This window comes from Dolichospermum sp. FACHB-1250, from assembly GCF_014696335.1.
Classification (GTDB): Bacteria; Cyanobacteriota; Cyanobacteriia; order Cyanobacteriales; family Nostocaceae; genus Dolichospermum; species Dolichospermum planctonicum.
Window position 1 is genome coordinate 23904 of record NZ_JACJPZ010000027.1, and the last position, 22498, is coordinate 46401.

The following is a 22498-nucleotide window of genomic DNA, read 5'->3' on the forward strand; positions in this document are numbered from 1 at the left end:
TCTCATAATAAAATGTACATAAAACCTATTCTTCTAACCAATTCTCTAAAGTTAATTCCTCAACTCTCAATAAATCACTATCATGAGAAACTAGAATAAACCCTTTAACGATAGCAGTTGCAGCAATTAAAATATCTTCTGTTTGGATTGGTAATCCTCTTAATCTGAGATTTGCATGAATTTCTGCGGCTTTTTCCACAATTGCTAAATCATCTAGAAAAATGATTTGAAAATCCTTACAGAAATTATCAAATCTTTCTAATTGTTTAATTGCGTTGACTGCAAATAAACCTCTTTTAACCTCAAAATAAGTAATACAACTAATGGATATTAATTCTTCTTGTGAACGTAATTCTTCTAATCTTTCCTTAATTACGAGATTATTTTTGATAGCAAAAGAAACAATGTTGGTATCTAATAAATAAGTCATTTTTTATTTCCTTTTAACTGCTTCGTCAAAAATAGCTATTTGTTCAGGAGTTAAATCATCTAACAATCCTGCCAGTATTTCTACAGATAAAATACCGCTACAGCGTTTTTTTAAGTCTTGATCTTCCATGAGATTAAACTCCTCAACAGATAAATTTTTCTGAAATATGTTACATAAATGCTGAATCATTTCCTCTGCATTTAGTTCTTCCTTAAATAAAGGACGTTCTTCCATTAAAATAGCCACAATTTTCTCAATTCTTGTTTTCATTGATTCTTGTTGAAGTTCTGTTGATAACATAATATTTCCTCCAGAGAAATGTAAATGATATTCATGAATGTTATATATTTTAGCATTTTTTAGTTATCTGATGCCTGTTCATTACTCCAGTGTTAATTTTTGAGTAATAGATTGTGTCAGATAACGAGATAAATTTTCTCGTTTCTCGTTTTTAGAATTATGTTGCCAATTTTGCTATGCTTGATGTATTGTAGACTATATGTCACAGCAAAGCAAACGTTCATATCAATTATCGAATGCAAGGAACACAAATCTCTTTTTTACCTAACGAGGATGAGCATAATCCTAGCCAAAAGCAAAAAAAGCCAAAGTTAGGGCGCTATGAGCGTATTCAGCGCGAACTAGATCAAGAAAATTCTGATCCATATAAGATATTTACTGATGTTAGTTCCCCAGCAAGTCCATTATCTCAATATACTTTTGTGGATCTGTTTTGTGGTGCTGGAGGGATCACACAAGGATTATTCCAAGCTGGATTTACACCATTAGCTAGTGTAGAAATTAGTCCAATCGCTTCTGCTACGCACAAAAAAAATTTCCCACAATGTCATAACTTCTGTGGAGATATTGAACAATTTTCCCCCGAAAATTGGCTGCAAAAAATCGGATCACCTCAAGTTAATATTGTTGTTGGTGGTCCACCATGTCAAGGATTTTCAGTAGCAGGAAAACGTGATCCAAAAGATCCTCGAAATAGATTATTTTATGAATTCGTGCGTGTTGTTTCCGAAATACGCCCTTGGTATGTAGTGATGGAAAATGTGCCAGGTATTTTGACAATACAAAAAGGAGATGTAAAGACAGCAATTATTGAAGCTTTTGAATCTATTGGTTATCCTCATATTTCTGTGGCAATTTTAGAATCTGCTGCTTATGGAGTACCACAAATTCGACCAAGAGCTATTTTTATCGCTAATAGATTTGGGATGCCTAACCCTTATCCTAAATCTCAATTAAACCGAGAAGAATACAAAGCTATTGAATCAGCAATTTCTGATTTACCAGAATACACACCCATCCCTGAAATTAATCACGAGTGGACTAAACATTCACGGGAGTATATGGAACGTCTTGCTCAAGTTCCTCCTGGCGGTTCTTTATATACAAAATATGTTGATGCTTTCAAAAGACAATATCCTGGTAAACCGAGTATGACAGTAAAAGAAAATCATGGTGGTACACATATTCACCCTTATTTAAATCGTGTGATTTCTGCTAGGGAAATGGCAAGATTACAAACATTTCCCGATTCATTTATTTTTGAAGGTAGTATGAAAAAAGCCATGTGGCAAATAGGTAATGCTGTTCCACCACGTTTAGCAGAGTGTATTGGTTATGCACTGATTCCTTACTTAAATGATATTGCAATTAACAGAAAACAATTTGCTAATTTACCTCATTTTCATCAACCTGAGATAGTTTTTGGTTAAGTGCATTACGCCAAGTTTCAAAATCATACCAACCACAGCCAATACAACCTTCCTCAGCTTCATCACCTCGCTGATGTTGGGAAGGCCAATCTTCACCTGATTGATACCAGAATTTAATGCCAAAAGGTGTACCGCGTTTACCAGTTTTAATACAACGTTCACAACTTCTCGATTTTAAAAGATTATGATTTCCAGAAGCATCTTTCTTGAGTAATTGAAATTTTTTCCTGATTTCGGTTTCACTCATAGAGGTTAAATGTGGAGCTTCACTTTTTCCCCAACGTTCCATAGGAAATCTATGATCAATAACTAACTCATGCTTCTCTCTTTGTCTCTGTTCTATTACATCTGTATATGAATAAACCTGGAGAATTCTTTGAACTAAAGAAGCTGGTATATTAGAAACTGAATTAGCTGATTTTATCTCTCCTGTCCAGCAATCTCCTAACCGTATTTGTTGACAAGTTGGACAAAAATTCTTTTTTGTTTCAATGACAAGACCAGGACGACTCCTTGTCCCGCGTTGTAGTCCTTGAATACCTCCACCACCAGCATACTGAGTTGATCCAATATTTTTTCCTTCGCACTCCCTGCAATGCCATTTTTGATCTGATAAAAGATTAAAGACTTGTAATTGAGTTGATCCTTGTCGAAATTGGCCTTTAATTGTTTCGACTAAATTTTGTTGGTTTGTCACTATATTTTATCAGCTTCGATTTCTAAATTTGTTAAAAGAGTAGAAACACTAATACCTAAGCCATCTGCAAGACTGACAAGAGCAGTGAGGGAAGGATTTCTGACTCCACGTTCCACACCAGAAATGTATGTGCGGTCTAAGTTAGCGCGTAGTCCTAACTCCTCTTGTGAAATTCCTAACTCCGTTCTACGTTGTCTGACCAGATAACCTAAAGCATCAAGAATTTTTTGTTTTGATTCATTCATGTACTGATTATGAGTCTTTATGGACGATCAGTCTACGGACGATGTGTCACATTAGAGGATATGATCTATCAAATGAAGTACAAAATTATCTGCGTCCATCTGCGTTCGATTGTTACTGCTTGTACCCTTAGAGGAAATTACGGAAGAAGTGAAAATTGTCCGTTCTCAAATTTATGCCAGAAAACAACAAATATCTACCTATGTGTTATAATTTTTCTAGTCTGTGTTAACAGGAGGATCACAATGAGCTTAGTCATTTCCGAAGATATTGTCCAAGCCAGTGGATTATCAGAAAAAGAATTAGTTTTAGAATTGATTATTTTATTCTTTGAAAGAAAAAAAATTAGTATCGTTAAAGCATCCCAACTGGCTAAAATGCCTTTACTGCAATTTCAGAATGAATTAGCTCTCAGAAACATTAATATTCATTATGATGAAACTGATTTAGATGTTGATTTAAAAAACTTTGCTATAATATAATAACTATATCAAATAAAAATAACTGAAATCATGAAAAAAATAGAAATTGAACTTGATCAAGAAACTTTTGAGAAAATAGAACAATTGACACAAACACATCATTGTGAAGTTGCCGACTTAATCAAAGCAATGATTGAGCAATTAACCAAACCAGAAATTATCAATAATTCATTTATTGGTGAATGGTCTAATGATGCTGAATTAGTAGATAAAATGGTTGAAGATATTTTACACCATAGAAGTTAATCAAAAATAATTGAGTTGTGAGAAAATCTTTAATTGATACAGATATTACTTCAGAAATCCGTAAAGGTAAAAATCCTAAAATAAATGCCAATGCTATTGCATATAGAGCAATATGGAAACATTATACAATTTCTGTAATTACTGTTTCCGAAATTGTTAAGGGATGGAGAAAATTAAATCGTCATGATCGCATTCAAGAATTTTTAGCAGATTTATCTCAAATCGAAATCCTACATTTAGACCAAAAAAGTGCAGAACTTTCAGGATTGATTCATGCTGATTTAGAAAGCACTGGACAACCAATAGGATTAGCAGATGTATTAATAGCTTCTATTGCTATCCAAAACAATTTAATTTTAGTCACAGGTAATACTAAGCATTATCAGAAAATTCAAGCATTAGGTTATCCTTTAATCATAGATAATTGGCGAGAATGAAAATTTGTGATTGATTATTTGATAATAGGTAACAGGTAAAAACCAATTACCCATTACCAATTACCAATTACCTATTAGCCAAATATTGATACATCTCCCATCTAGCATTAACTTCTGCTTGCGCTTGTTCTAGCAACAATTTCGCCACCTCCGGTTTACTCTTCGTCAACATTTTAAAGCGGTTCTCCTGATACATGGATTTTTCTACTGACTCAGAAGGCGCTTTCATATCCAATTGTAGGGGATTTTTACCCTGGTCTTGTAATGCCGGATTATAGCGATATAATAACCATCTTCCTGAGTCTACTAAAGCCTTTTGTTGTTGTAAACCAGTGGTCATATCAATCCCGTGAGCAATACAATGACTATAGGCAATTATGATTGATGGACCATCAAAAGCTTCCGCTTCTAAAAATGCTTTGAGTGTATGTTCATCTCGCGCACCTAAAGCGACGCTGGCAACATAAACATTACCATAAGTCATGGCCATTAAACCTAAATCTTTCTTGGGTGCAGGTTTACCTCCAGTCGCATATTTAGCTACTGCGGCTTTGGGAGTAGCTTTAGAAGATTGTCCTCCGGTATTAGAATAAACTTCTGTGTCCATGACCAAAATATTCACATTGCGACCTGTGGAAATTATATGATCAATTCCTCCAAAATCTATATCATAGGCCCAACCATCACCCCCAACTATCCACACACTTTTCTTAACTAAATAATCAGCTAAGGATTGGAGATTTTGGATTTTGGATTTTAGATTGGCTTCTGTTGTGGTTTCGGAAAGTTGTGCTAATTTGTGTTTGAGGATGACAATTCTTTCCCGCTGGTCCCAAATATCAGCTTCGGTTTTTTGTTCCGTTTTAAGAATGGCATTAACTAAATTATCGCCAATTTCATTACTTAATTGTGATAATAATTCTGCTGCAAATTCTGCTTGTTTGTCTATGGATAAACGATAACCAAAACCAAATTCGGCGTTATCTTCAAATAAACTATTAGACCAAGCCGGACCTCTTCCGTCTGCGTTTTGACTCCAGGGAGTTGTGGGTAAATTTCCTCCATAAATGGAAGAACAACCGGTGGCGTTGGCAATGAGTGAGCGATCGCCAAATAATTGTGTTAATAATTTAAGGTAGGGGGTTTCTCCACAACCAGCACAAGCACCAGAAAACTCAAACAATGGTTCTTGTAATTGTTGTTGTCGAATTTGGTTTACTTTCAAAGTTTTCCGGTCAGGATTTGGTAAACTCAAAAAGAAATGCCAATTTTCTCGTTCTTGTTCCCGCAAGGGTAATTGTGGACTCATGTTAATGGCCTTGCGGGTGGGTTCGGCTTTGTTTTTGGCAGGACACACGCTAACACAAATTTCGCAGCCTGTACAGTCTTCTGGGGCTACCTGAATAGTGAATTTCTGGTTAGCAAAACTCTTATCTTTGGCGTTAGTTGATTTAAAAGTTGTCGGTGCTTTGACTAATTCACTAGCTGGATAGGCTTTAGCGCGAATAGCCGCGTGGGGACAAACCATCACACATTTACCACACTGAACGCAGACATCACTATCCCAAACTGGTATTTCTGCCGCCACGTTGCGTTTTTCCCATTTTGCAGTCCCACTGGGAAAAGTTCCGTCAGCGGGTAAAGCACTCACAGGTAAATCATCACCTTCCCAGACCATAATTTTACTGAGAACATTCTCAACAAATTTGGGTTTGGTAATTGCTAATTGGTAATTTTCTTTATTACCTATTTGTACGAGAGGAATTTCGATTTCATGGAGATTTTCTAGGGTGTTGTCTACAGCTTTTAAATTCTTCTGGACAACTTCCACACCTTTTTTGCCATAAGTTTTCTCTATGGACTGTTTGATTTTAGCAATTGCTTCTTTTTCTGGCAATACTCCCGCCAAAGCAAAGAAACAGACCTGCATAATAGTGTTAATTCTATGCCCCATACCACTATTTTTCGCCACTTGACTGGCATTAATAGTGTAAACTTTGAGATTTTTGGCGAGAATTTGCTGTTTTACTTTCAAGGGAAGATTTTCCCAAACTGTATCCGCATCATAAGGACTATTTAACAATAAAATCGCCCCTGGTGCAGCAGCTTTTAAAATATCAATACTTTCCACAAATCCCCAATGGTGACAACCGATAAAATTAGCCTTGTCTATGAGGTAGGTTGAACGAATTTTTTCAGGTCCAAACCGCAGGTGAGAAACTGTCATTGAACCGGATTTTTTGGAATCATAAACAAAGTAACCTTGGGCGTTATTTTCTGTACCTTCACCGATGATTTTGATGGAGTTCTTATTTGCACCCACTGTACCATCTGAACCCAGACCATAAAACATTGCCCGAACTACATGATCCGGTTCTGTAGAGAAATTAAAGTCAAAATTTAAAGAGGTGAAACTAACATCATCATTAATCCCAATTGTAAAATGATTCTTGGGTTTAATTTGGCTAAGATTATCAAAAACACTCTTAACCATTGCGGGAGTAAATTCTTTAGAAGAAAGTCCATATCTCCCCCCAACAATTTTTGGAAATGTAGTTTTTTTCCAGCCTTCATAAATAGCTGTCACCACATCTAAATATAATGGTTCTCCTGCACTGCCGGCTTCTTTAGTTCTATCCAAAACTGCAATAGATTTGACACTATTGGGTAATGCTTCTATAAATCTAGCAATATCAAAAGGGCGGAAAAGTCGCACTTTAATAACTCCAACTTTTTCCCCTGCGTTGTTGAGATAATCTACAGTTTCATGGACAGTTTCACAACCAGAACCCATGATCACAATTACTCTTTCTGCGTCTGCTACACCATGATATTCATAGAGTTTGTAATATCTACCTGTGCGTTTGCCAAATTTATCCATGATCTTTTCAACAATATCGGCACAAACATGATAATAAGGGTTTGCACCTTCACGAGATTGAAAGTAAACATCGGGATTTTGGGCTGTTCCTCGTAATACTGGTTTATCTGGAGTTAAGCAGCGTTGACGATGGTTAGATATTAATTCTATAAGTATAAATTCCCGGAGATCTTCATCTGATAATAACTCAACTTTCTGCACTTCATGGGAAGTTCTAAACCCATCAAAAAAGTGCAAAAATGGCACTCTTGTTTCTAAAGTCGCAGCATGAGAAATTAAGGCAAAATCATGACTTTCCTGGACAGAAGCCGAACACAAAAAAGCGAAACCTGTCGCCCTAGCAGCCATAACATCACTATGATCACCGAAAATAGATAACGCATGGGTAGCTAAGGAACGGGCAGAAACATGAAGGACAAAACTAGTTAATTCTCCGGCAATTTTGTACAAGTTAGGAATCATTAATAATAATCCCTGGGAAGCGGTGAAGGTTGTACTTAATGCCCCCGTTTGTAATGCCCCATGGACAGCAGCAGCAGCCCCTCCTTCGCTTTGCATTTGGGTGACGCTGGGAACTGTACCCCAAAGATTTGGTTTATTTTCCGACATCCAACTATCAGCCCATTCACCCATATTTGAAGATGGGGTGATAGGATAAATAGCGATAACTTCGTTTAATTTGTAGGCTACACGGGCAACAGCTTCGTTACCATCAATTGTGGCATAAGATTTGTTCATGATTTTTCTTCCTGAGTCTTTTGTGGTTGTTTCAACTGTATGCAGAGAAACCAAAAAGATAAGCATTAGAAATAGCTAGAGTCAGGAAGTTAATTTGTCAGATATATTACATTTTTATTAATTATTAATTATTAGTTATTAGTTATTCTGACTTCTAGCCAATATTTTGATTATAGCAGATGGTAAATATACTATTACTATTAATATTAATGTTGTACTCAATATTTATCATCTTTGATTGATCAAAGTTTGATGATTTTCATGGGGTAGAGGTGCGGGAGTTTTTTTCGTTGCCATTTTATTCTAAATTGGCCTATTTCCTGATCAGGAGTTGAGAATGAAGCATGAAGCCTGTTCCCTGCTAGATCAAGTTTTCTATATCCTGAATCCTGACAATTAGATTAAAATAAGGTGTCAATGAAGACACCTTAGCCAACTTTTTAACCCTTATTCTTAATCAACATCACATCAATAATTTTAATTGCTGTTTCTTCGGAAATTTCTAAGAGTTGAAACAAATCATTCAATAGTTTTTGTTCTTCTTCTGTGACTTCACCATCAGCTAAAACAATATCAGTGGCGATCGCAAAAGCTGTTTCTGTGAGATCATGAGGTAGGGCAGCAATAGCAGCATTCAACAAAGCATCCAAACCTTCCCTCTGCATGATACTGAGAAGTTTATCAAACATTTTTCGCATCACATCACCGGGATAGCTTCTAAATAGCTGCATCCGTCCTAAAATTGTGCTGAGTGCTTGGGCTTCTGTATCGCTGATATATCCATCAGATGCAACTGCAATCAGAGCGATTGCTGCAAAAGCTTCCGCAGGACCTAATGTGCTGGAGGCTTTTTTGGTACTACCAGCAATTCTATCAAATAAACCCATAATTTCACCCTCCTGACAAAGGTTATAAGTCTATTTATTAATTTAACACCTATAGATCAGTATATGGGGTATTTTACAGTAAATAAAGTTTTGTAATTGAACGTTATTTAGTGCGTAAGCGTTGCGCTCCGCAGGAATCGCTGATCTTGTCGGTTGGGTTGAGGTAAAGAAACTTGAATTTGTTGGGTTAAACGAAGTGAAACCCAAGCTACACTTTATTCTGTTTGATCCCCAAATAGCCTATATTCATTCTTTGTTGATCACAGTGTCTTATTTTAGTGCTTGTTGTTACAAAATTATGACAGTGGGGATTTCCTCACCTCTTTGCTGGGTATGCACACCAAAAAACAATTTGCAAGCTTTGTTAATAATCTGTTATATTTATTTACATAAGGTTACAAAAAGTAAAAACCGAGGTTCTCAAATGACTATTTTAATCTCTCTATTGGTTGTTGGTTGGGTAGCAGCTTCCGTTATTGGTTCTTTAGCATACTTCATGGGTGAACAAAGCAAGCCCATTCACGAACGTAATTGGGCTTCTGATAAGTTTGAAGCTTTAGCTAAATCTATTACTGGCTTAGATACAGACTATACTCAACGCACTCCAGCCTATGCCATAGATGCTTACAACAGCCGTAACTTACCTCAATAGTATTTAATGGCAGCTTGACAAGATGTGTATAAAAATAACCCCCAGGATTATAACTGGGGGTTTTGCTTTTCTAGGCATAGACCCGACATGAAGAAAAAGTCGAGGATCTACGACTCCATTAAAATACAGGACGATAAACGCGATAGTTAATATTGGGGAAAATATTATCTATGGACTCAACTTTTTCCAGCCAACCACTATCAACTTTACCCACTTTCACATCTGCATACAATTTATTAAAACGCATTAAATGTGATCTAGTTCTTCTCACCGCATAGGGAACCATTGTTCCGGTCCGCATGATAAAAGCCCAGTCCGAAGATTGTGCTAATAACAATTCTCGCGCAGCTTGGTTAAGTGCCTTTAATTGTAACTCATCTTCTGCTTCCATTTGGGAAATTTCAATCATCCTTTCCGCAGCTTTATGTAAATGCGGGTAAACCCAAGCATTAGTATCATTCAACCAATATTCATGGAAACCCTTAAAGCCCCAACTAGATTGAGAGGGACGACATACCTGCTGATGAGGATTAGCACGTAAGTAATCGGACAAATGGGTCATTTCATAGGTTTTTTGATCATACCATGACTTACGGAACAGATAATCAATAAACCAGGGACCTTCATACCACCAGTGACCAAATAACTCCGCGTCATAGGGAGAAACAATAATTGGTGGCCGACCCATCATACCGTGTAAATGTCCAGCTTGCTGCTCACGATTATACATGAAATTAGCAGCGTGTTCTGCGGCCTTTTCCTTTGCCCAGTAAGGATCATAGAGGGCTTTATCCGCCAGACCCAAGCCTCGACCAGTGATTTTATGATACTTAATACCTGTATTTTTCCTCTGTCCATTGGGCATAATATAGGGCTTAATATACTCATATTCAGCTTCCCAACCCAAATCTTTATAAAATTCCCGGTATTCTGCTGCACCAGGATAACCGACCTCAGAAGACCATACTTGCTGAGAAGATTCATGGTCTCGACCAAAAGCTGCTACACCAGTCTCCGTAAAAATTGGGGCATAACTACCAAAACGCGGGCGGGGACGAGCGTATAAAATACCATGTCCATCTGTGAGGAAATAACGTAAACCAGCATCAGCCAGCATTCGTTCTACACCTTCATAATAGGCACATTCTGGCAACCAAATCCCTTTGGGGGCTTGGCCGAAGGTTTCCGCGTAATGTTCACAAGCTACCTGAATTTGCGCCCATACAGCCTGGGGGTACATTTTCATTAATGGTAAGTAGCCGTGGGTAGCACCACAGGTGATAATGTCTAAGTTATTACTATCTTGGAACTGTTTAAATGCTGTAACTAAATCACCGTGATAACGTTCCCATAACTCCCGCGCTTCATTAAACTCAGTTGCATAATGTTCCGCTAAATAACGAACATGACCATTATGGATATTGCGCTCGGCTTCTAATTCTACAAGCTCTTCTAATTGAGCTAGATGAGCATCATAGCGTTCTTGCAATAGAGGATCACGAAGCATGGACACTAAGGGAGGTGTCATACTCATGGTGAGTTTAAAATCAACACCATCTCGCTTTAAGCCTTCAAATACTTTTAATAAGGGAATGTAAGTTTCTGTAATCGCTTCATAAAGCCATTCCTCTTCTAGCACGTAGTCACTTCCCGGATGACGAACGAAGGGTAGATGTGCATGAAGTACAAGCGCGACGTAGCCTATAGCCATAATATTTTTCTGTGTGGTACTTGGAGGTTACAGACAAAAAGTCTGTGTGGGGAAATTAAGAATATTTTAAGACTATATAGGTCATTGGTCATGAATGCTAAGTTAATAGTTATTAGAAAAATATTTTGGCCTAGCACCGCTGCGCGGAAGTTAAACGGGCGGTTATAAACCGCGTCTACACAGGCAAAACCTCAAATCCTTAAATCAAGGTAGAATATCGAATAAACGTGCTAACTACCAAGATTATGAGCCTGTGCATCAATTCTAACTGCCCAAAGCCACAAAATCCCGATAAAATCCTTTTTTGTCAAGCCTGTGGCTCGGAAGTCTTGCTACAACAACGTTATCGGGTACAATGTCAGTTAGGACGGGGTGGCTTTGGTGTGACTTATGAGATTAACGAAGTCAGAACCAATCAGGCTAAAGTTCTCAAAGTCTTGATTAATAACGACCCTAAAGCTGTAGAATTATTTAAACAAGAAGCTGATGTTTTAAGTCAACTCCATCATTCCGGTATTCCTCATGTAGAATTAGACGCTTATTTTGAATATTATCCCTACAATAGCCAAAATCCAATTCATTGTTTGGTAATGGAAAAAGTTGTGGGAGAAGATTTAGAAAAATATATGCAAAAACGTGGTTTGCGTCCTATTAACCAAACTACAGCTATAGAATGGCTAAAAGATCTAATCATTATTTTAGAACAGGTACATAATAAAGACTTCTTTCATCGAGATATTAAACCATCTAATATTATGTTGCGGTCTGAAAAAGCCGAATTGGTATTAATTGATTTTGGGACTGTGAGGAAGGTAACATCTACAGTATTTAAACAACAAGGTGGTGTCACAGGAATAATTTCCGCAGGTTACACACCGTCGGAACAAATTAATCATAATGCTGTACCTCAATCTGATTTTTTTGCTTTAGGACGGACATTTGTTTATTTACTCACGGGTAAAGAACCACTTGACCCAATCATGTATGATTCCTATAATGAAAGATTAAATTGGCGGAATCATGCACCACAAATATCATCTATGTTGGCAGATTTATTAGATGATATGATGCAGCGTTTATATAAAGATCGTCCTCAAAATACTCAGGTGATTTTGCAAAGAATAGCAGCAATAGAAAAAGCTTTAAAACCCCAACGACCAAAACCCCAAGCACCAATACCTTCCAATAACCTTAAAACCTTTAGTTTTGAAGTTGTCACCACAGACGCACGGGGAAATATCACCAACCGACGCAACGCAAGCGCGAAATACTTTACAGAAGACTTAGGAAATGGTGTGACGTTGGACATGGTGGAAATCCCAGGGGGAACATTTATCATGGGTTCACCGAAAAGTGAAGCAAAACGAAGTCCAAATGAAAGTCCCCAACATCAAGTTACAGTTCCCAGTTTCTACATGGGAAAATATGAATTGACACAGGTACAATATCAAGCTATCATAGGAACTAACCCTTCCAACTTCAAAGGCGATAACCGCCCTGTGGAAAGAGTTAGTTGGAATGGTGCGGTTGAGTTCTGTCAAAAGTTAAGTCAAAAAACAGGCAGAAACTACAGATTACCCAGTGAAGCAGAATGGGAGTATGCTTGTCGTGCCGGAACTACCACACCATTTTATTTTGGTGAAAGTATTACTCCAGATTTGGTAAATTATGATGGTAATTATACCTATGCTTCTGCACCAAAAGGAAAATATCGTCAGCAGACCACAGATGTAGGAACTTTTCCCCCTAACTCTTTTGGTTTGTACGATATGCACGGTAATGTGTGGGAATGGTGTCAAGATGACTATAAAAATGATTATATAAACGCGCCTACAGATGGCAGTGCTTTGACAAGTCCAAGCCTGATCCAAAAGCTGCTGCGCGGTGGTTCGTGGCTCGACCTTCCTGACTATTGCCGTTCTGCTTTTCGCGGCAACCTCAACCTCGGCGTCGACCACTACTATATTGGTTTTCGGGTTGTATGTAGTGGTGCGGCGAGGACTTAGTAGCCCTTTACACTCTTGCTCTTTTGCCCTCTTCTCTTTTTTTCTTTTCCCTTCTTAACCCACCGCCGTTAGGCGGAAAATATTTTTCTACAAAAATCTGGTTTTGGTGTCTTGATTCACTATAGCACAGATTTTTTATTTTGTCAGAATCAGGATTTCCAGGATTTAAGGATTTACAGGATAGTTAGTAAATTCGGTTCATTCAAGCAATACCTTGTCCAAATTAGAAAAAGCCTTGATTTGTAGGTTGGGTTGAAGCATGAAACCCAACATAAGCGTTGGGTTGTGCTGTCCCTTAACCCAACAAAGCAAGAAATGGACTTTAGCCCTGAGAGTGTCAATTAGTATTAATCCTCACTTTCTCGATATAATTCCTGTAAATCTTGTAATTGGGTTTTCCGGGAAACTCGACGATATTTTTTACTTTCTAGTTTTGGTTCGTACTGACTCTGACCTTTACCTTTAGATATTAATTTTAAACTAGATTCAGGGTCAGATTGTTGATTAATCTGGTTTTGATGGGCTAAAGCATCATCTAAAAATTCTAAATAATGCTGATATCTTTCCCATTCTCCACTAACAGCACAATCAGGCTCATCTTTATGTATACAATTGCTAAAGCGGCAATGGGCAACAGCCAGACGTTTTCTAGCTTCTGGGAAATAGTGAATTAGTTCTTCAGGACTACAATCTAAATCAGGTTGATTAAAACCGGGGGTATCTGCTAATAAACCACCTTTCGGCATTTCAAATAATTCTACATGACGGGTGGTATGACGACCACGAGCTAATTTACCGGAAACTTCCCCTACCCGCAGGTTAGCGTCGGGAATCAAACTATTAATCAAGCTGGACTTTCCCACACCAGAAGGACCTGCAATCACAGTAATTTTATCCTGCAAATATGTGGCTATTTGATTGATATTAATGTGATTCTGAACGCTAATAAATAAAGGTTGATAGCCCCAAGCCAGGAGACGATCATTAATTTGTTGTTTTTCCAGGGAAGAAATTAAATCACACTTGTTTAAACATAGTAGTACATCAACACCTGTAGACTCAGCTTTGATTAAAAATCTACTTAATTGTACAGGTTCTAAGGGAGGATCAGCAACTGCAAACACCAGCAGAATTTGATTGACATTAGCGATCGCTGGGCGATTTAATTGACTATGACGGGGTAAAACCTCAGTCACAGCCCCTCTTCTCCCAACCCAATCTGGTTCTTCAACAATAACACGATCTCCCACCATCACCTGTTGACCAATTTTTTTCAGGCGTGTTCTCCGCGTACAGAGAAGAATCAAAGGATCAGGTCTTATTGCTGACTCATCCATTTGCACGCGGTAAAAATTCGCCTGTACAGCTAACACCGTACCCAATAACTGTCCAGTAGTAACAATTTCCCTTGTCATTCCCTAGCAACCGGACGACGAATAACCAGGGAAAAATAGCCCGAACAGTCTGTAATTTGTTCTACATGATAACCAGCCATAGTCAGACTATCAGGAACTTGTTCTATGGGTTCACCAGCATCTAACCAGACCTCCAGTAAACCACCAGGGGGCATTTTTTCCAAATACAGTTTTGTCCGCACAAAATTAATGGGACAAGGAGTACCACGTAAATCGAGTTGAGAGTCAGGGGTTAATACAGAAGACCCACTCATGACTTAAACAAGCCTCCTAAGAATCCTTCTAAACCACCTTTACCTGTTCTATCTCCCTTAATTCTAGCCAGTTTTTCCAGGAGTTCCCGTTCCTCTGGGATGATCTTAGTGGGAATATCAATTAACACCGTCAACATTTGATCACCCCGACTCACGGGATTACCCAAACGGGGGACACCACGATTTTCTAATTTCATCACCGTATTTGGTTGAGTTCCTGAGGGAATTACCAACTCCACTGGACCGTCTACCGTATTTACCTCTAAACGACAACCTAAAATTGCTTGTAGGTAGCTAATTTTAATTTCCGAGATAATATTAATTCCATCCCGATGAAATTCTTGATCTTCATTGACAAATAAGTAGACATATAAATCACCAGGTTGTCCACCTCGTTGACCCGCATCTCCTTCTTGGGAAATCCTTAAACGTGTGCCATTGTCTACCCCAGCGGGAACATTGATTTTTAGTTTCTTTGTTACCTGATTGGCGCCTTTACCACCACAAGCATCACATTTATCCTCAACCACCGTTCCTGTCCCATCACAAGTGGGACAAGTTGATACTTGGGTAAAGCTCCCAAACGGAGTTCTTGTGACTCGTCTGACTTGACCTGAACCACTACAAGTTCCACAAGTGCGGGGGCGTGTTCCCGGTTTAGCACCCGAACCATTACAAACTTCACAGGTTTCTAAGTGGGAAATGCGGATTTCTTTTTCTCCACCAAATATCGCTTCCCGAAAGTCTAATTTCAGGTCTAGGCGGAGATCATCACCTCTCACCGGTCCGCTACGCCGTCTTTGTTGAGGTTGTCCACCTGGAGCGCCACCAAAGCCGCTGAAAATGCTTTCAAAAATATCAGCAAAACCACTCATGTCATCTTGAAAACCAGCGCCAGATGCTGCTGCTCCAGAAACGCCAGCTTCACCAAAGCGGTCATAACGAGCGCGAACTTCTGGTTCTGACAGCACTTCATAGGCGCGGTTGATTTCCTTAAATCGTTCCTCTGCCCCAGATTCTTTGTTAACGTCTGGGTGATATTTTCGGGCTAGGCGGCGATAAGCCTGTTTAATCTCTTCTTTGTCGGCGTCACGAGAGACACCCAGGGTTTCATAATAGTCTCGGGCCATATAGCAGGGTTAAAAGTTATAAGGAAGCGAAAGTACCGATAGCGTGGCTTAAGCCGTGGATAGTAGGTAATAGGTCTAAGGTAACACTTTAATTTTTGTTAATAATTAATTTTATTGGTATTTTTTTGCTAAAGTTTGCTCATAAGTACAAAAATCTAGATTTTCAGACTAATACGTACAAATTTAATCAAGGATCATTCTCTGGTTTTGGTCTTTGACTATTTTGTCTATAAGACAATGTTATTGACATACTCACCGACCTGAAGGTGCGGGGAAACACTTGACACTTCACCGGAACACGCCACAAGTGGTCTTATCGTCCCTCCATGTCCGTTTAAAGTCTCCCAATGCCCTATGGCGACTATGACCAAATTTTAACATAAAGCCGTCCTAAAAGCGATGCACTGAGCTGGCCGAAGTGGACGGGGCTTGTATCCCAGATTTTTGGTCAAATTTCTATTTTTAATCGAATCATAGCATTCATTAATTGTTAATTGTTAATTATTGCTGCTAGTTTTGATGAACCTTTTATCATTGTGCTATTCAGGTGTAGAAAAACCCACCTATGGATGATGGGAACTAGCCGTACCATTAGAGGTGGAAAACCCAACCTATACTTTTCTTGGTATTTGTGCTATGTCCGTTCCTCATGGAGTTGAGTGAATGATGCTCTTCTGGTTCACTTCTTCAACCTGAGAGGGTGTTTTCCAAGTCTATCGTGATGTATCAAATGTTTTCAGATATCCCTAAATCCCCTATGATTTGGGGGACTTTGACTCTACTAGCAGGGATGGTCTGGTGTCTAACATCACAATCAAAAACTTTTCCAACAACCTCTTATATAGTTAGCAAAATCCCTTGATAGGGAGGTTTGGTTGACATCTAAACCGTATTCCTACGATTGAAGATGATCCCTAATTGTTATTTTCGTTAGACTGAATCTTCTGGGGAGGAAGATACATCTTCTTTAGGCGCAGCTACTTTCACCATTGCATGACGCAGTACTCTATCACCAAAATAATAGCCGCGAACTAACTCTTCTAACACTGTTCCTTCTGGATGTTCATCCGTGGCTTCTCGCATCACGGCTTCATGCAAATTCGGGTCAAATAGTTGACCTTCAGGACGCATGGGTGCTACACCTAACCGTTTTAGACAATCTACTAATTGTTTATAAACCCCTTGATAACTTTTATGAATTGTCATTTCTCCTTCGCTTTGGGGTTTGAGGTGCGACCTGGCTCTCTCAAAATTATCAACTACAGGCAGCAATTCCGTAATTGTATTTCGCTTCACCTGTAAATCTATTTCTTCTTTTTCCTTACTAGTACGCTTGCGGTAATTCTCAAAATCTGCTGCAATTCGCATATATTGAGTGCTACGTTCTTCTAGTTGTACTTTGAGAGATTCAATTTGCCCAGTTAAATCTGACAAGGCAGCAATATTTATTTCGACAGGCTGTGGCCTATCTTGGTCAATTTCTTCAGTCATGAGAATATCTTGCGGTTGATTAAATTGCTGAAATTGCTCTGGTGTTTGCTCATTCACCTCGTGGCCAGGTTCGTTAGGGTTGATTTCGGACGAAAATTCACTTTTCATACAAATACTCAGTAAATTAGAAACTGCTATGTAAATTCTAGACAAAGCTAGACATTTGCTGCTTACTTGAATGGGAGCTTGGGAGCGGTTATCCCTCAGTAAGCTTACAGGCCAAAGCCTGACGCGATATCACTTTGTTGCTGGAATCCGAAAAAACTATCACTATGACTGCTTTGTTTTCGCGTAAGCAATAGTTTTATTAAACACTTCAGATAATTCACATTGTATATGAATTACCGACTTTTCACCACAAAAAATAGTTCCAGTTTTTCTATATAGGGTTCGCTGAAAACGTCTTTTTCTAGGGGCTAGGAGTCAGGAGTAAGAAAGAAGAAGGAAGAAAGAATCATGTCGAACTTGAAAAGCTGCTTGATTTTTGATTATCCTCCGCAATTGAGCTATTTCCTGCTTCGCAAACGCTAATAATTTTCTATCGCATATCTACTGAATAGGGGTTCATATTACTCTTGACTTTCTTTGATTTTCTCGACTATTTTACCAAACTGTTACACAAAGTTCTGTAAAGTATAGACTCAGATCCCTGACTTATTAAAGGGGTATGTCTAATCTTCATTACCAAGAGTAACAGCTAATTTATCCGCCATTCCCGCAATCCAGTTTTCATCTTGTTTAGTGTAACTGCGGGGAGCATTTGCAGCTAAAATTAAAACTCCTTCTTTACCAATTGGTTGACAAATTACACCTTGTGTGTTCTCTGGTAAATAATCAAATTCAATTTTACCAGGATAGACATACAAAGCAACTAGATAAATTGGCTTTTGTGTTGCCAATACCCTTTTTAAGATTGTTCCTGGTACTACTTCCGATTTAGGAGCTAATATACCGCGACGTAATAAAACCTTACCTTGATAGTAAACTATAAGCGATCGCGTGACTGTATTTGTTAATAATAGCCGCGATGCCCAGGCTAATTCTGTTTTTGCGGTTTCTGATAAATCCCCTGCTAAAAAGAATCCCTCTTCTCCAATTAATTCTACTGTCTCTGGTGTCCTTGGTTGTACCTGTTGCCAAATTAAACCAGTTAAAATTAATATCGCACTTAAAATCACTCCCAGTACATCTCCTCGTGCTTGGGAATCTGTTAGTTGTGGAGTTAATAACCGATTTATTAACAACAGGACAGCACCTAAACCCCCAACTACCAAGGGTAAACGCCGCAAAACTCGATTAGGATCAGATTTAGTCATTACTTATTTATTAGTTATTTATTAGTTATTAACAGATACTTTTACGTTGACATAGATAGCATTTTACATAATCCTTTTTAAACTCTCTTTGTTTGTGTACTTTGAGGTTAGTTTTTCCATTATCACCGGGTGGTTCTTCGTTAACAATAAATCATAATTAAAACTTATGAAAAGACGATATTAGTTTTAATATTCATAACTGATCATAATTGAAGTTTAGATTTGCTTAACAATTAATTGAGAATTATTTTTATTTAGTCACGAGCTTGCAATACTTTCGGCGATTTGCTACAATTTTTGAGAATTTCATAATTGGGTTTATATTGTCAATTTTATCTCCGTCTGGACAGACGATTTCCAAAACCCTTTATTCATAGTTATTTCAGAAATCAATACCGACAAATAATACAAAACTTTACTTTCTTAGCAGCAATATCTGAGAGAAGTTTAGGACAAAATTTTCCAATAAATTATGTAAATTGATCGGCAGAACAAACATACTATTGACAAATAAGTTAAGTTATGGTATGCAGGGGGGGTAGAACTACATTGAGAAATAATAAGTACCTGGGCAAAATTAATTGCACATTTGGGAAAACAATAGAAATCTCTGTATCTCTTGTCTGTCCCCGTGGCGTAGCACCTATCACCTGTCACCTATCACCTGTCAACTATCACCTGTCAAACGTCCCGTGGGGAGTACGGAGTATGAAAAAAAATGAGAAAAAATCATCTCCCCAGCCTCCCACTCTTCCTACTCTTCCCCAGGTTCTAATATGCGTTGGAAAAGATAACCAGTTCCCCTAGCGGTGATAATTAATTCCGGGTTACTAGGGTCATCTTCTAACTTTGCCCGTAAACGGGAAATATGTACATCCACAACGCGAGTATCTACATGACGTTCGGGAGTATATCCCCACACCTCTTGTAGAATTTCCGAACGGGAAAAAGGTTCACCAGAACGACCGACTAACAATTCTAATAAGCTAAATTCCATGCCGGTTAAGCGGATACGCTCATCACCCTTATAAACTTGACGCTTATTAGTATCAATTTTGATATTACTGACATGGATAACACCAGAACTAGGAATACCGTTTACACCTATTTTATCTACCCGGCGTAAAACTGAACGAATTCGCGCCTCTAATTCCTTGGGTGAGAATGGCTTGACCACATAATCATCAGCACCTAACTCTAACCCAGTAATGCGGTCTGCCACATCTCCCAAAGCCGTGAGCATAATAATGGGGACATCAGATTCCTTGCGTAATTCTTGACAAACACCATAACCATCGAGTTTTGGCATCATTACATCTAAAACTACCAGGTCCGGTTCAGCCTTGCGAAACATTTCTAAAGCTTCCTCACCATCCCCTGCTGTCACCACATCATAGCCAATCATGGAAAGGCGTGTTTCCAAAATCCGACGAATGCTGGCCTCGTCGTCTACGACCAGGATTTTTTCTTTATGACTTTCCAAGTTTTGTCATGCTCCTTAACTAAAATTTTTCATGATTAATTTTTAATATCATAATATTAGGATATCATTCTCTCAATTGATTGGGAAAAAGCTCTATACAATTTCCTAGTCCACCAAGGTACAGATTTCTCTAGGTTTATCTGCGTTTATCTGCGATGAACTTCCCTATTCTTGTACCTGACTGAGAACAGAAATGCTCTCACTATTTCTATTATTAAATTTCCCATTTTTCCCAGAATTAAGAAATAATTAAGATTTTTAGATAAAATTTCAGTATGGCTAAGGCAAAAACCATTTATATCTGTAGTAATTGTGCAGCAGAATTTTCCCAATGGTTCGGAAAATGTTCAAATTGCGACACTTACGATTCTCTAGTTGAACAGAATATTAGTTCTTTGATTGGAGATATACCTAGTCGGGGTGGTGTGGGAAATTGGCACAATACCCAGGGTAATGCTAGATCATCTAATACTAAACCAGCTAAAGCTAGATCTGCCTTGACTTTTGATCAAATTAGTGATAGACAAATTGCTCGTTGGGAATCGGGTTATGGTGAATTAGATCGAGTTTTAGGCGGTGGTATAGTTCCCGGCTCAATGGTGTTAATTGGAGGTGATCCTGGTATTGGTAAATCTACTTTATTATTACAAGTATCTAATCAATTAGCTTTAAAATATCGCATTCTTTACGTCACTGGAGAAGAATCAGGACAACAGGTTAAATTGCGTGCTTCTCGGTTGGGGATGTCCAAAGCTCCTACTATCGTCACAGAGGATGATGGGGAAACCGTTACAAAGTCCGAAAAACCCATAGATCCTGATAGTATAGGCGCAGATTTATATGTATTGCCAGAAACGGATTTAGAGGAAATTTTGCGAGAAATAGATTCCCTCAAACCGAATGTAGCTGTAATAGATAGTATCCAAACAGTATTTTTACCAGCTTTGACATCAGCACCAGGTTCCGTTACTCAAGTCAGGGAATGTACCGCAGCTTTGATGAAAGTGGCAAAACATGAGGATATTACTATGTTAATTGTCGGTCATGTGACTAAGGAAGGGACGATTGCCGGTCCTAGGGTATTAGAACATTTAGTGGATACCGTATTATACTTTGAAGGCGATCGCTTTGCCTCCCACAGATTATTAAGAACTGTAAAAAATCGTTTCGGAGCAACCCACGAAATTGGTATATTTGAAATGGTGTCTCAAGGATTAAAGGAAGTTGAGAACCCTTCCGAGCTATTTTTAGGCAACCGTGATGATCCCGCTCCTGGTACGGCCATTGTCGTGGCTTGTGAAGGAACAAGACCAATAGTAGTAGAACTACAGGCCTTAGTTAGTCCTACCAGTTACCCATCTCCGCGCAGAGCGGGTACAGGCATAGATTATAATCGCTTAGTCCAAATACTTGCCGTATTGGAAAAACGGGTGGGAGTACCCATGTCCAAATTAGATTCCTACGTTGCCTCTGCGGGGGGATTAAACGTAGAAGAACCAGCAGTAGATTTAGGAATTGCCGTAGCGATCGTTGCCAGTTTTCGTGATAGAATAGTTCACCCTGGTACAGTCTTAATTGGAGAAGTAGGATTAGGGGGACAAGTGCGAACAGTTTCCCAAATGGAACTACGGTTAAAAGAAGCTGCAAAATTGGGATTTAAAAGAGCTATAGTTCCCAAAGGCACAAGATTTCCCGATCTTGGTATAGAGATATTACCAGTATCTAAGGTAATAGATGCAATTATTGCTGCTGTTCCCCATCAAGAACTGACAGTAGAAGATTTAGAACCTGAGGATGAATAGAAATCAGGTGAGACGGGAACTCTTAACAGGTAACAGGTAACAGGTAACAGGTAACAGGTAACAGGTAACAGGTAACAGGTAACAGGTAACAGGTAACAGGTAACAGGTAACAGGTAACAGGTAACAGGTAACAGGTAACAGGTAACAGGTAACAGGTAACAGGTAACAGTTTTAACTGTCTGGATATCCTCAATTTTCCAAATCCAACAAAGAAAAATGCAATTCATTTTGAGACACCATTAGCCAAAACCTGGCACTTTTTTGTGGTAAAAATCCGCGAAACCCTTATTAATAAATGGTTTTAGCTTTATATGGCTAACGCCACGCTACGCTATCAGCAAGCCATAGTTATAGTTATTTGTCTACATTTGTGAAGTGGGAATGTGATGTGATATATTAGTTTTAAATTCAAGAAGGGTAGATTCTTGAGTAGTGGTGAAAGTCCTGATCTGAGACTGGACAAGAGT

The 22498-nt window shown here is 38.5% G+C and carries 20 protein-coding genes; 7 read left to right on the plus strand and 13 right to left on the minus strand.

Translation table 11 applies throughout. The features are described from left to right. Positions 1-25 precede the first annotated feature (25 nt). The gene (locus H6F39_RS11430; protein WP_190396740.1) at positions 26-430 is read right to left on the minus strand and encodes a type II toxin-antitoxin system VapC family toxin; all 405 of its coding nucleotides are present in this window, start codon (positions 428-430) and stop codon (positions 26-28) included. 3 nt (positions 431-433) lie between these two features. Then, positions 434-730: a hypothetical protein gene (locus H6F39_RS11435; protein WP_190371696.1), complete on the minus strand. Its 297-nt coding sequence runs from the start codon at positions 728-730 to the stop codon at positions 434-436. 236 nt (positions 731-966) lie between these two features. On the opposite strand from H6F39_RS11435, the gene H6F39_RS11440 reads away from it, so the two are divergent. Continuing rightward, entirely contained in the window at positions 967-2160 is a 1194-nt protein-coding gene (locus H6F39_RS11440) for a DNA cytosine methyltransferase (protein ID WP_137906613.1), read from the plus strand. On the opposite strand, the gene H6F39_RS11445 is transcribed toward H6F39_RS11440, so the two are convergent. Next, complete coding sequence (locus tag H6F39_RS11445) at positions 2117-2857, minus strand: hypothetical protein (protein WP_028082403.1); 741 nt, start codon at positions 2855-2857, stop codon at positions 2117-2119. The genes H6F39_RS11440 and H6F39_RS11445 overlap by 44 nt on opposite strands. Beyond that, on the minus strand, positions 2857-3102 hold the full coding sequence (locus H6F39_RS11450) for a helix-turn-helix domain-containing protein (RefSeq protein WP_028082404.1): 246 nt from the start codon (positions 3100-3102) through the stop codon (positions 2857-2859). Before H6F39_RS11450 ends, H6F39_RS11445 begins: the two co-directional genes overlap by 1 nt. 243 nt (positions 3103-3345) lie before the next feature. On the opposite strand from H6F39_RS11450, the gene H6F39_RS11455 reads away from it, so the two are divergent. From H6F39_RS11455 to H6F39_RS11465, 3 genes are read left to right on the plus strand one after another with little or no spacing between them, the layout of a single operon-like run. Next, complete coding sequence (locus H6F39_RS11455) at positions 3346-3582, plus strand: UPF0175 family protein (protein ID WP_137906614.1); 237 nt, start codon at positions 3346-3348, stop codon at positions 3580-3582. Positions 3583-3612: 30 nt separating this feature from the next. Next, positions 3613-3828, plus strand: a complete 216-nt coding sequence (locus tag H6F39_RS11460) for a hypothetical protein (RefSeq protein ID WP_028082405.1) — start codon at positions 3613-3615, stop codon at positions 3826-3828. Between the two features lie 17 nt (positions 3829-3845). Then, on the plus strand, positions 3846-4265 hold the full coding sequence (locus tag H6F39_RS11465; RefSeq protein ID WP_137906615.1) for a PIN domain-containing protein: 420 nt from the start codon (positions 3846-3848) through the stop codon (positions 4263-4265). Positions 4266-4332: 67 nt separating this feature from the next. Here the strand turns inward: H6F39_RS11465 and nifJ are convergent, their stop codons facing one another. Further along, positions 4333-7884: a pyruvate:ferredoxin (flavodoxin) oxidoreductase gene (gene nifJ / locus H6F39_RS11470; protein ID WP_190396741.1), complete on the minus strand. Its 3552-nt coding sequence runs from the start codon at positions 7882-7884 to the stop codon at positions 4333-4335. Between the two features lie 440 nt (positions 7885-8324). Further along, positions 8325-8771 (minus strand): tellurite resistance TerB family protein, encoded by a 447-nt coding sequence (locus H6F39_RS11475; protein WP_137906617.1) that lies wholly within the window; start codon positions 8769-8771, stop codon positions 8325-8327. Between the two features lie 424 nt (positions 8772-9195). Here H6F39_RS11475 and H6F39_RS11480 point away from each other — a divergent pair, with 424 nt between their 5' ends. After that, a complete protein-coding gene (locus H6F39_RS11480) occupies positions 9196-9423 on the plus strand; it encodes a photosystem II protein, Psb35-related (protein WP_137906618.1) in 228 nt (75 codons plus the stop codon). A gap of 118 nt (positions 9424-9541) precedes the next feature. Here H6F39_RS11480 and H6F39_RS11485 read toward each other — a convergent pair whose 3' ends face one another. After that, entirely contained in the window at positions 9542-11134 is a 1593-nt protein-coding gene (locus H6F39_RS11485) for a glycoside hydrolase family 57 protein (RefSeq protein WP_190371691.1), read from the minus strand. Positions 11135-11379: 245 nt separating this feature from the next. On the opposite strand from H6F39_RS11485, the gene H6F39_RS11490 reads away from it, so the two are divergent. Continuing rightward, positions 11380-13140, plus strand: a complete 1761-nt coding sequence (locus H6F39_RS11490) for a bifunctional serine/threonine-protein kinase/formylglycine-generating enzyme family protein (RefSeq protein ID WP_190396742.1) — start codon at positions 11380-11382, stop codon at positions 13138-13140. 347 nt (positions 13141-13487) lie between these two features. Here the strand turns inward: H6F39_RS11490 and rsgA are convergent, their stop codons facing one another. The 6 genes from rsgA to rpaB form a co-directional block, all read right to left on the minus strand. Next, positions 13488-14555, minus strand: coding sequence for a small ribosomal subunit biogenesis GTPase RsgA (gene rsgA / locus H6F39_RS11495; protein ID WP_190396743.1), 1068 nt, complete (start codon positions 14553-14555; stop codon positions 13488-13490). Then, the gene (locus tag H6F39_RS11500; protein WP_190371688.1) at positions 14552-14809 is read right to left on the minus strand and encodes a sulfurtransferase TusA family protein; all 258 of its coding nucleotides are present in this window, start codon (positions 14807-14809) and stop codon (positions 14552-14554) included. The genes rsgA and H6F39_RS11500 overlap by 4 nt, the downstream gene beginning before the upstream one ends. Continuing rightward, the gene (dnaJ, locus tag H6F39_RS11505) at positions 14806-15939 is read right to left on the minus strand and encodes a molecular chaperone DnaJ (protein WP_137906623.1); all 1134 of its coding nucleotides are present in this window, start codon (positions 15937-15939) and stop codon (positions 14806-14808) included. The genes H6F39_RS11500 and dnaJ overlap by 4 nt, the downstream gene beginning before the upstream one ends. 930 nt (positions 15940-16869) lie before the next feature. Next, positions 16870-17538, minus strand: a complete 669-nt coding sequence (gene grpE, locus H6F39_RS11510; RefSeq protein WP_190371687.1) for a nucleotide exchange factor GrpE — start codon at positions 17536-17538, stop codon at positions 16870-16872. A gap of 563 nt (positions 17539-18101) precedes the next feature. Continuing rightward, positions 18102-18746 (minus strand): cofactor assembly of complex C subunit B, encoded by a 645-nt coding sequence (locus tag H6F39_RS11515; RefSeq protein ID WP_190396744.1) that lies wholly within the window; start codon positions 18744-18746, stop codon positions 18102-18104. Positions 18747-19500: 754 nt separating this feature from the next. Then, on the minus strand, positions 19501-20229 hold the full coding sequence (rpaB, locus tag H6F39_RS11520; protein WP_137906626.1) for a response regulator transcription factor RpaB: 729 nt from the start codon (positions 20227-20229) through the stop codon (positions 19501-19503). Positions 20230-20504: 275 nt separating this feature from the next. Here rpaB and radA point away from each other — a divergent pair, with 275 nt between their 5' ends. Continuing rightward, the gene (gene radA / locus H6F39_RS11525; protein ID WP_190396745.1) at positions 20505-22031 is read left to right on the plus strand and encodes a DNA repair protein RadA; all 1527 of its coding nucleotides are present in this window, start codon (positions 20505-20507) and stop codon (positions 22029-22031) included. Positions 22032-22498: the final 467 nt, after the last annotated feature.

What these genes read in the sequence shown, in the direction of transcription:
- H6F39_RS11485 (WP_190371691.1), bottom strand. Translation starts at nt 11,134, where the DNA reads ATGGCTATAGGCTACGTCGCGCTTGTACTTCATGCACATCTACCCTTC.
- H6F39_RS11460 (WP_028082405.1), top strand. Translation starts at nt 3,613, where the DNA reads ATGAAAAAAATAGAAATTGAACTTGATCAAGAAACTTTTGAGAAAATA.
- grpE (WP_190371687.1), bottom strand. Translation starts at nt 17,538, where the DNA reads ATGAAAAGTGAATTTTCGTCCGAAATCAACCCTAACGAACCTGGCCAC.
- H6F39_RS11500 (WP_190371688.1), bottom strand. Translation starts at nt 14,809, where the DNA reads ATGAGTGGGTCTTCTGTATTAACCCCTGACTCTCAACTCGATTTACGT.
- H6F39_RS11480 (WP_137906618.1), top strand. Translation starts at nt 9,196, where the DNA reads ATGACTATTTTAATCTCTCTATTGGTTGTTGGTTGGGTAGCAGCTTCC.
- rsgA (WP_190396743.1), bottom strand. Translation starts at nt 14,555, where the DNA reads ATGACAAGGGAAATTGTTACTACTGGACAGTTATTGGGTACGGTGTTA.
- H6F39_RS11490 (WP_190396742.1), top strand. Translation starts at nt 11,380, where the DNA reads ATGAGCCTGTGCATCAATTCTAACTGCCCAAAGCCACAAAATCCCGAT.
- H6F39_RS11455 (WP_137906614.1), top strand. Translation starts at nt 3,346, where the DNA reads ATGAGCTTAGTCATTTCCGAAGATATTGTCCAAGCCAGTGGATTATCA.
- nifJ (WP_190396741.1), bottom strand. Translation starts at nt 7,884, where the DNA reads ATGAACAAATCTTATGCCACAATTGATGGTAACGAAGCTGTTGCCCGT.
- H6F39_RS11515 (WP_190396744.1), bottom strand. Translation starts at nt 18,746, where the DNA reads ATGACTAAATCTGATCCTAATCGAGTTTTGCGGCGTTTACCCTTGGTA.
- H6F39_RS11430 (WP_190396740.1), bottom strand. Translation starts at nt 430, where the DNA reads ATGACTTATTTATTAGATACCAACATTGTTTCTTTTGCTATCAAAAAT.
- H6F39_RS11440 (WP_137906613.1), top strand. Translation starts at nt 967, where the DNA reads ATGCAAGGAACACAAATCTCTTTTTTACCTAACGAGGATGAGCATAAT.
- radA (WP_190396745.1), top strand. Translation starts at nt 20,505, where the DNA reads ATGGCTAAGGCAAAAACCATTTATATCTGTAGTAATTGTGCAGCAGAA.
- H6F39_RS11435 (WP_190371696.1), bottom strand. Translation starts at nt 730, where the DNA reads ATGTTATCAACAGAACTTCAACAAGAATCAATGAAAACAAGAATTGAG.
- H6F39_RS11450 (WP_028082404.1), bottom strand. Translation starts at nt 3,102, where the DNA reads ATGAATGAATCAAAACAAAAAATTCTTGATGCTTTAGGTTATCTGGTC.
- dnaJ (WP_137906623.1), bottom strand. Translation starts at nt 15,939, where the DNA reads ATGGCCCGAGACTATTATGAAACCCTGGGTGTCTCTCGTGACGCCGAC.
- H6F39_RS11475 (WP_137906617.1), bottom strand. Translation starts at nt 8,771, where the DNA reads ATGGGTTTATTTGATAGAATTGCTGGTAGTACCAAAAAAGCCTCCAGC.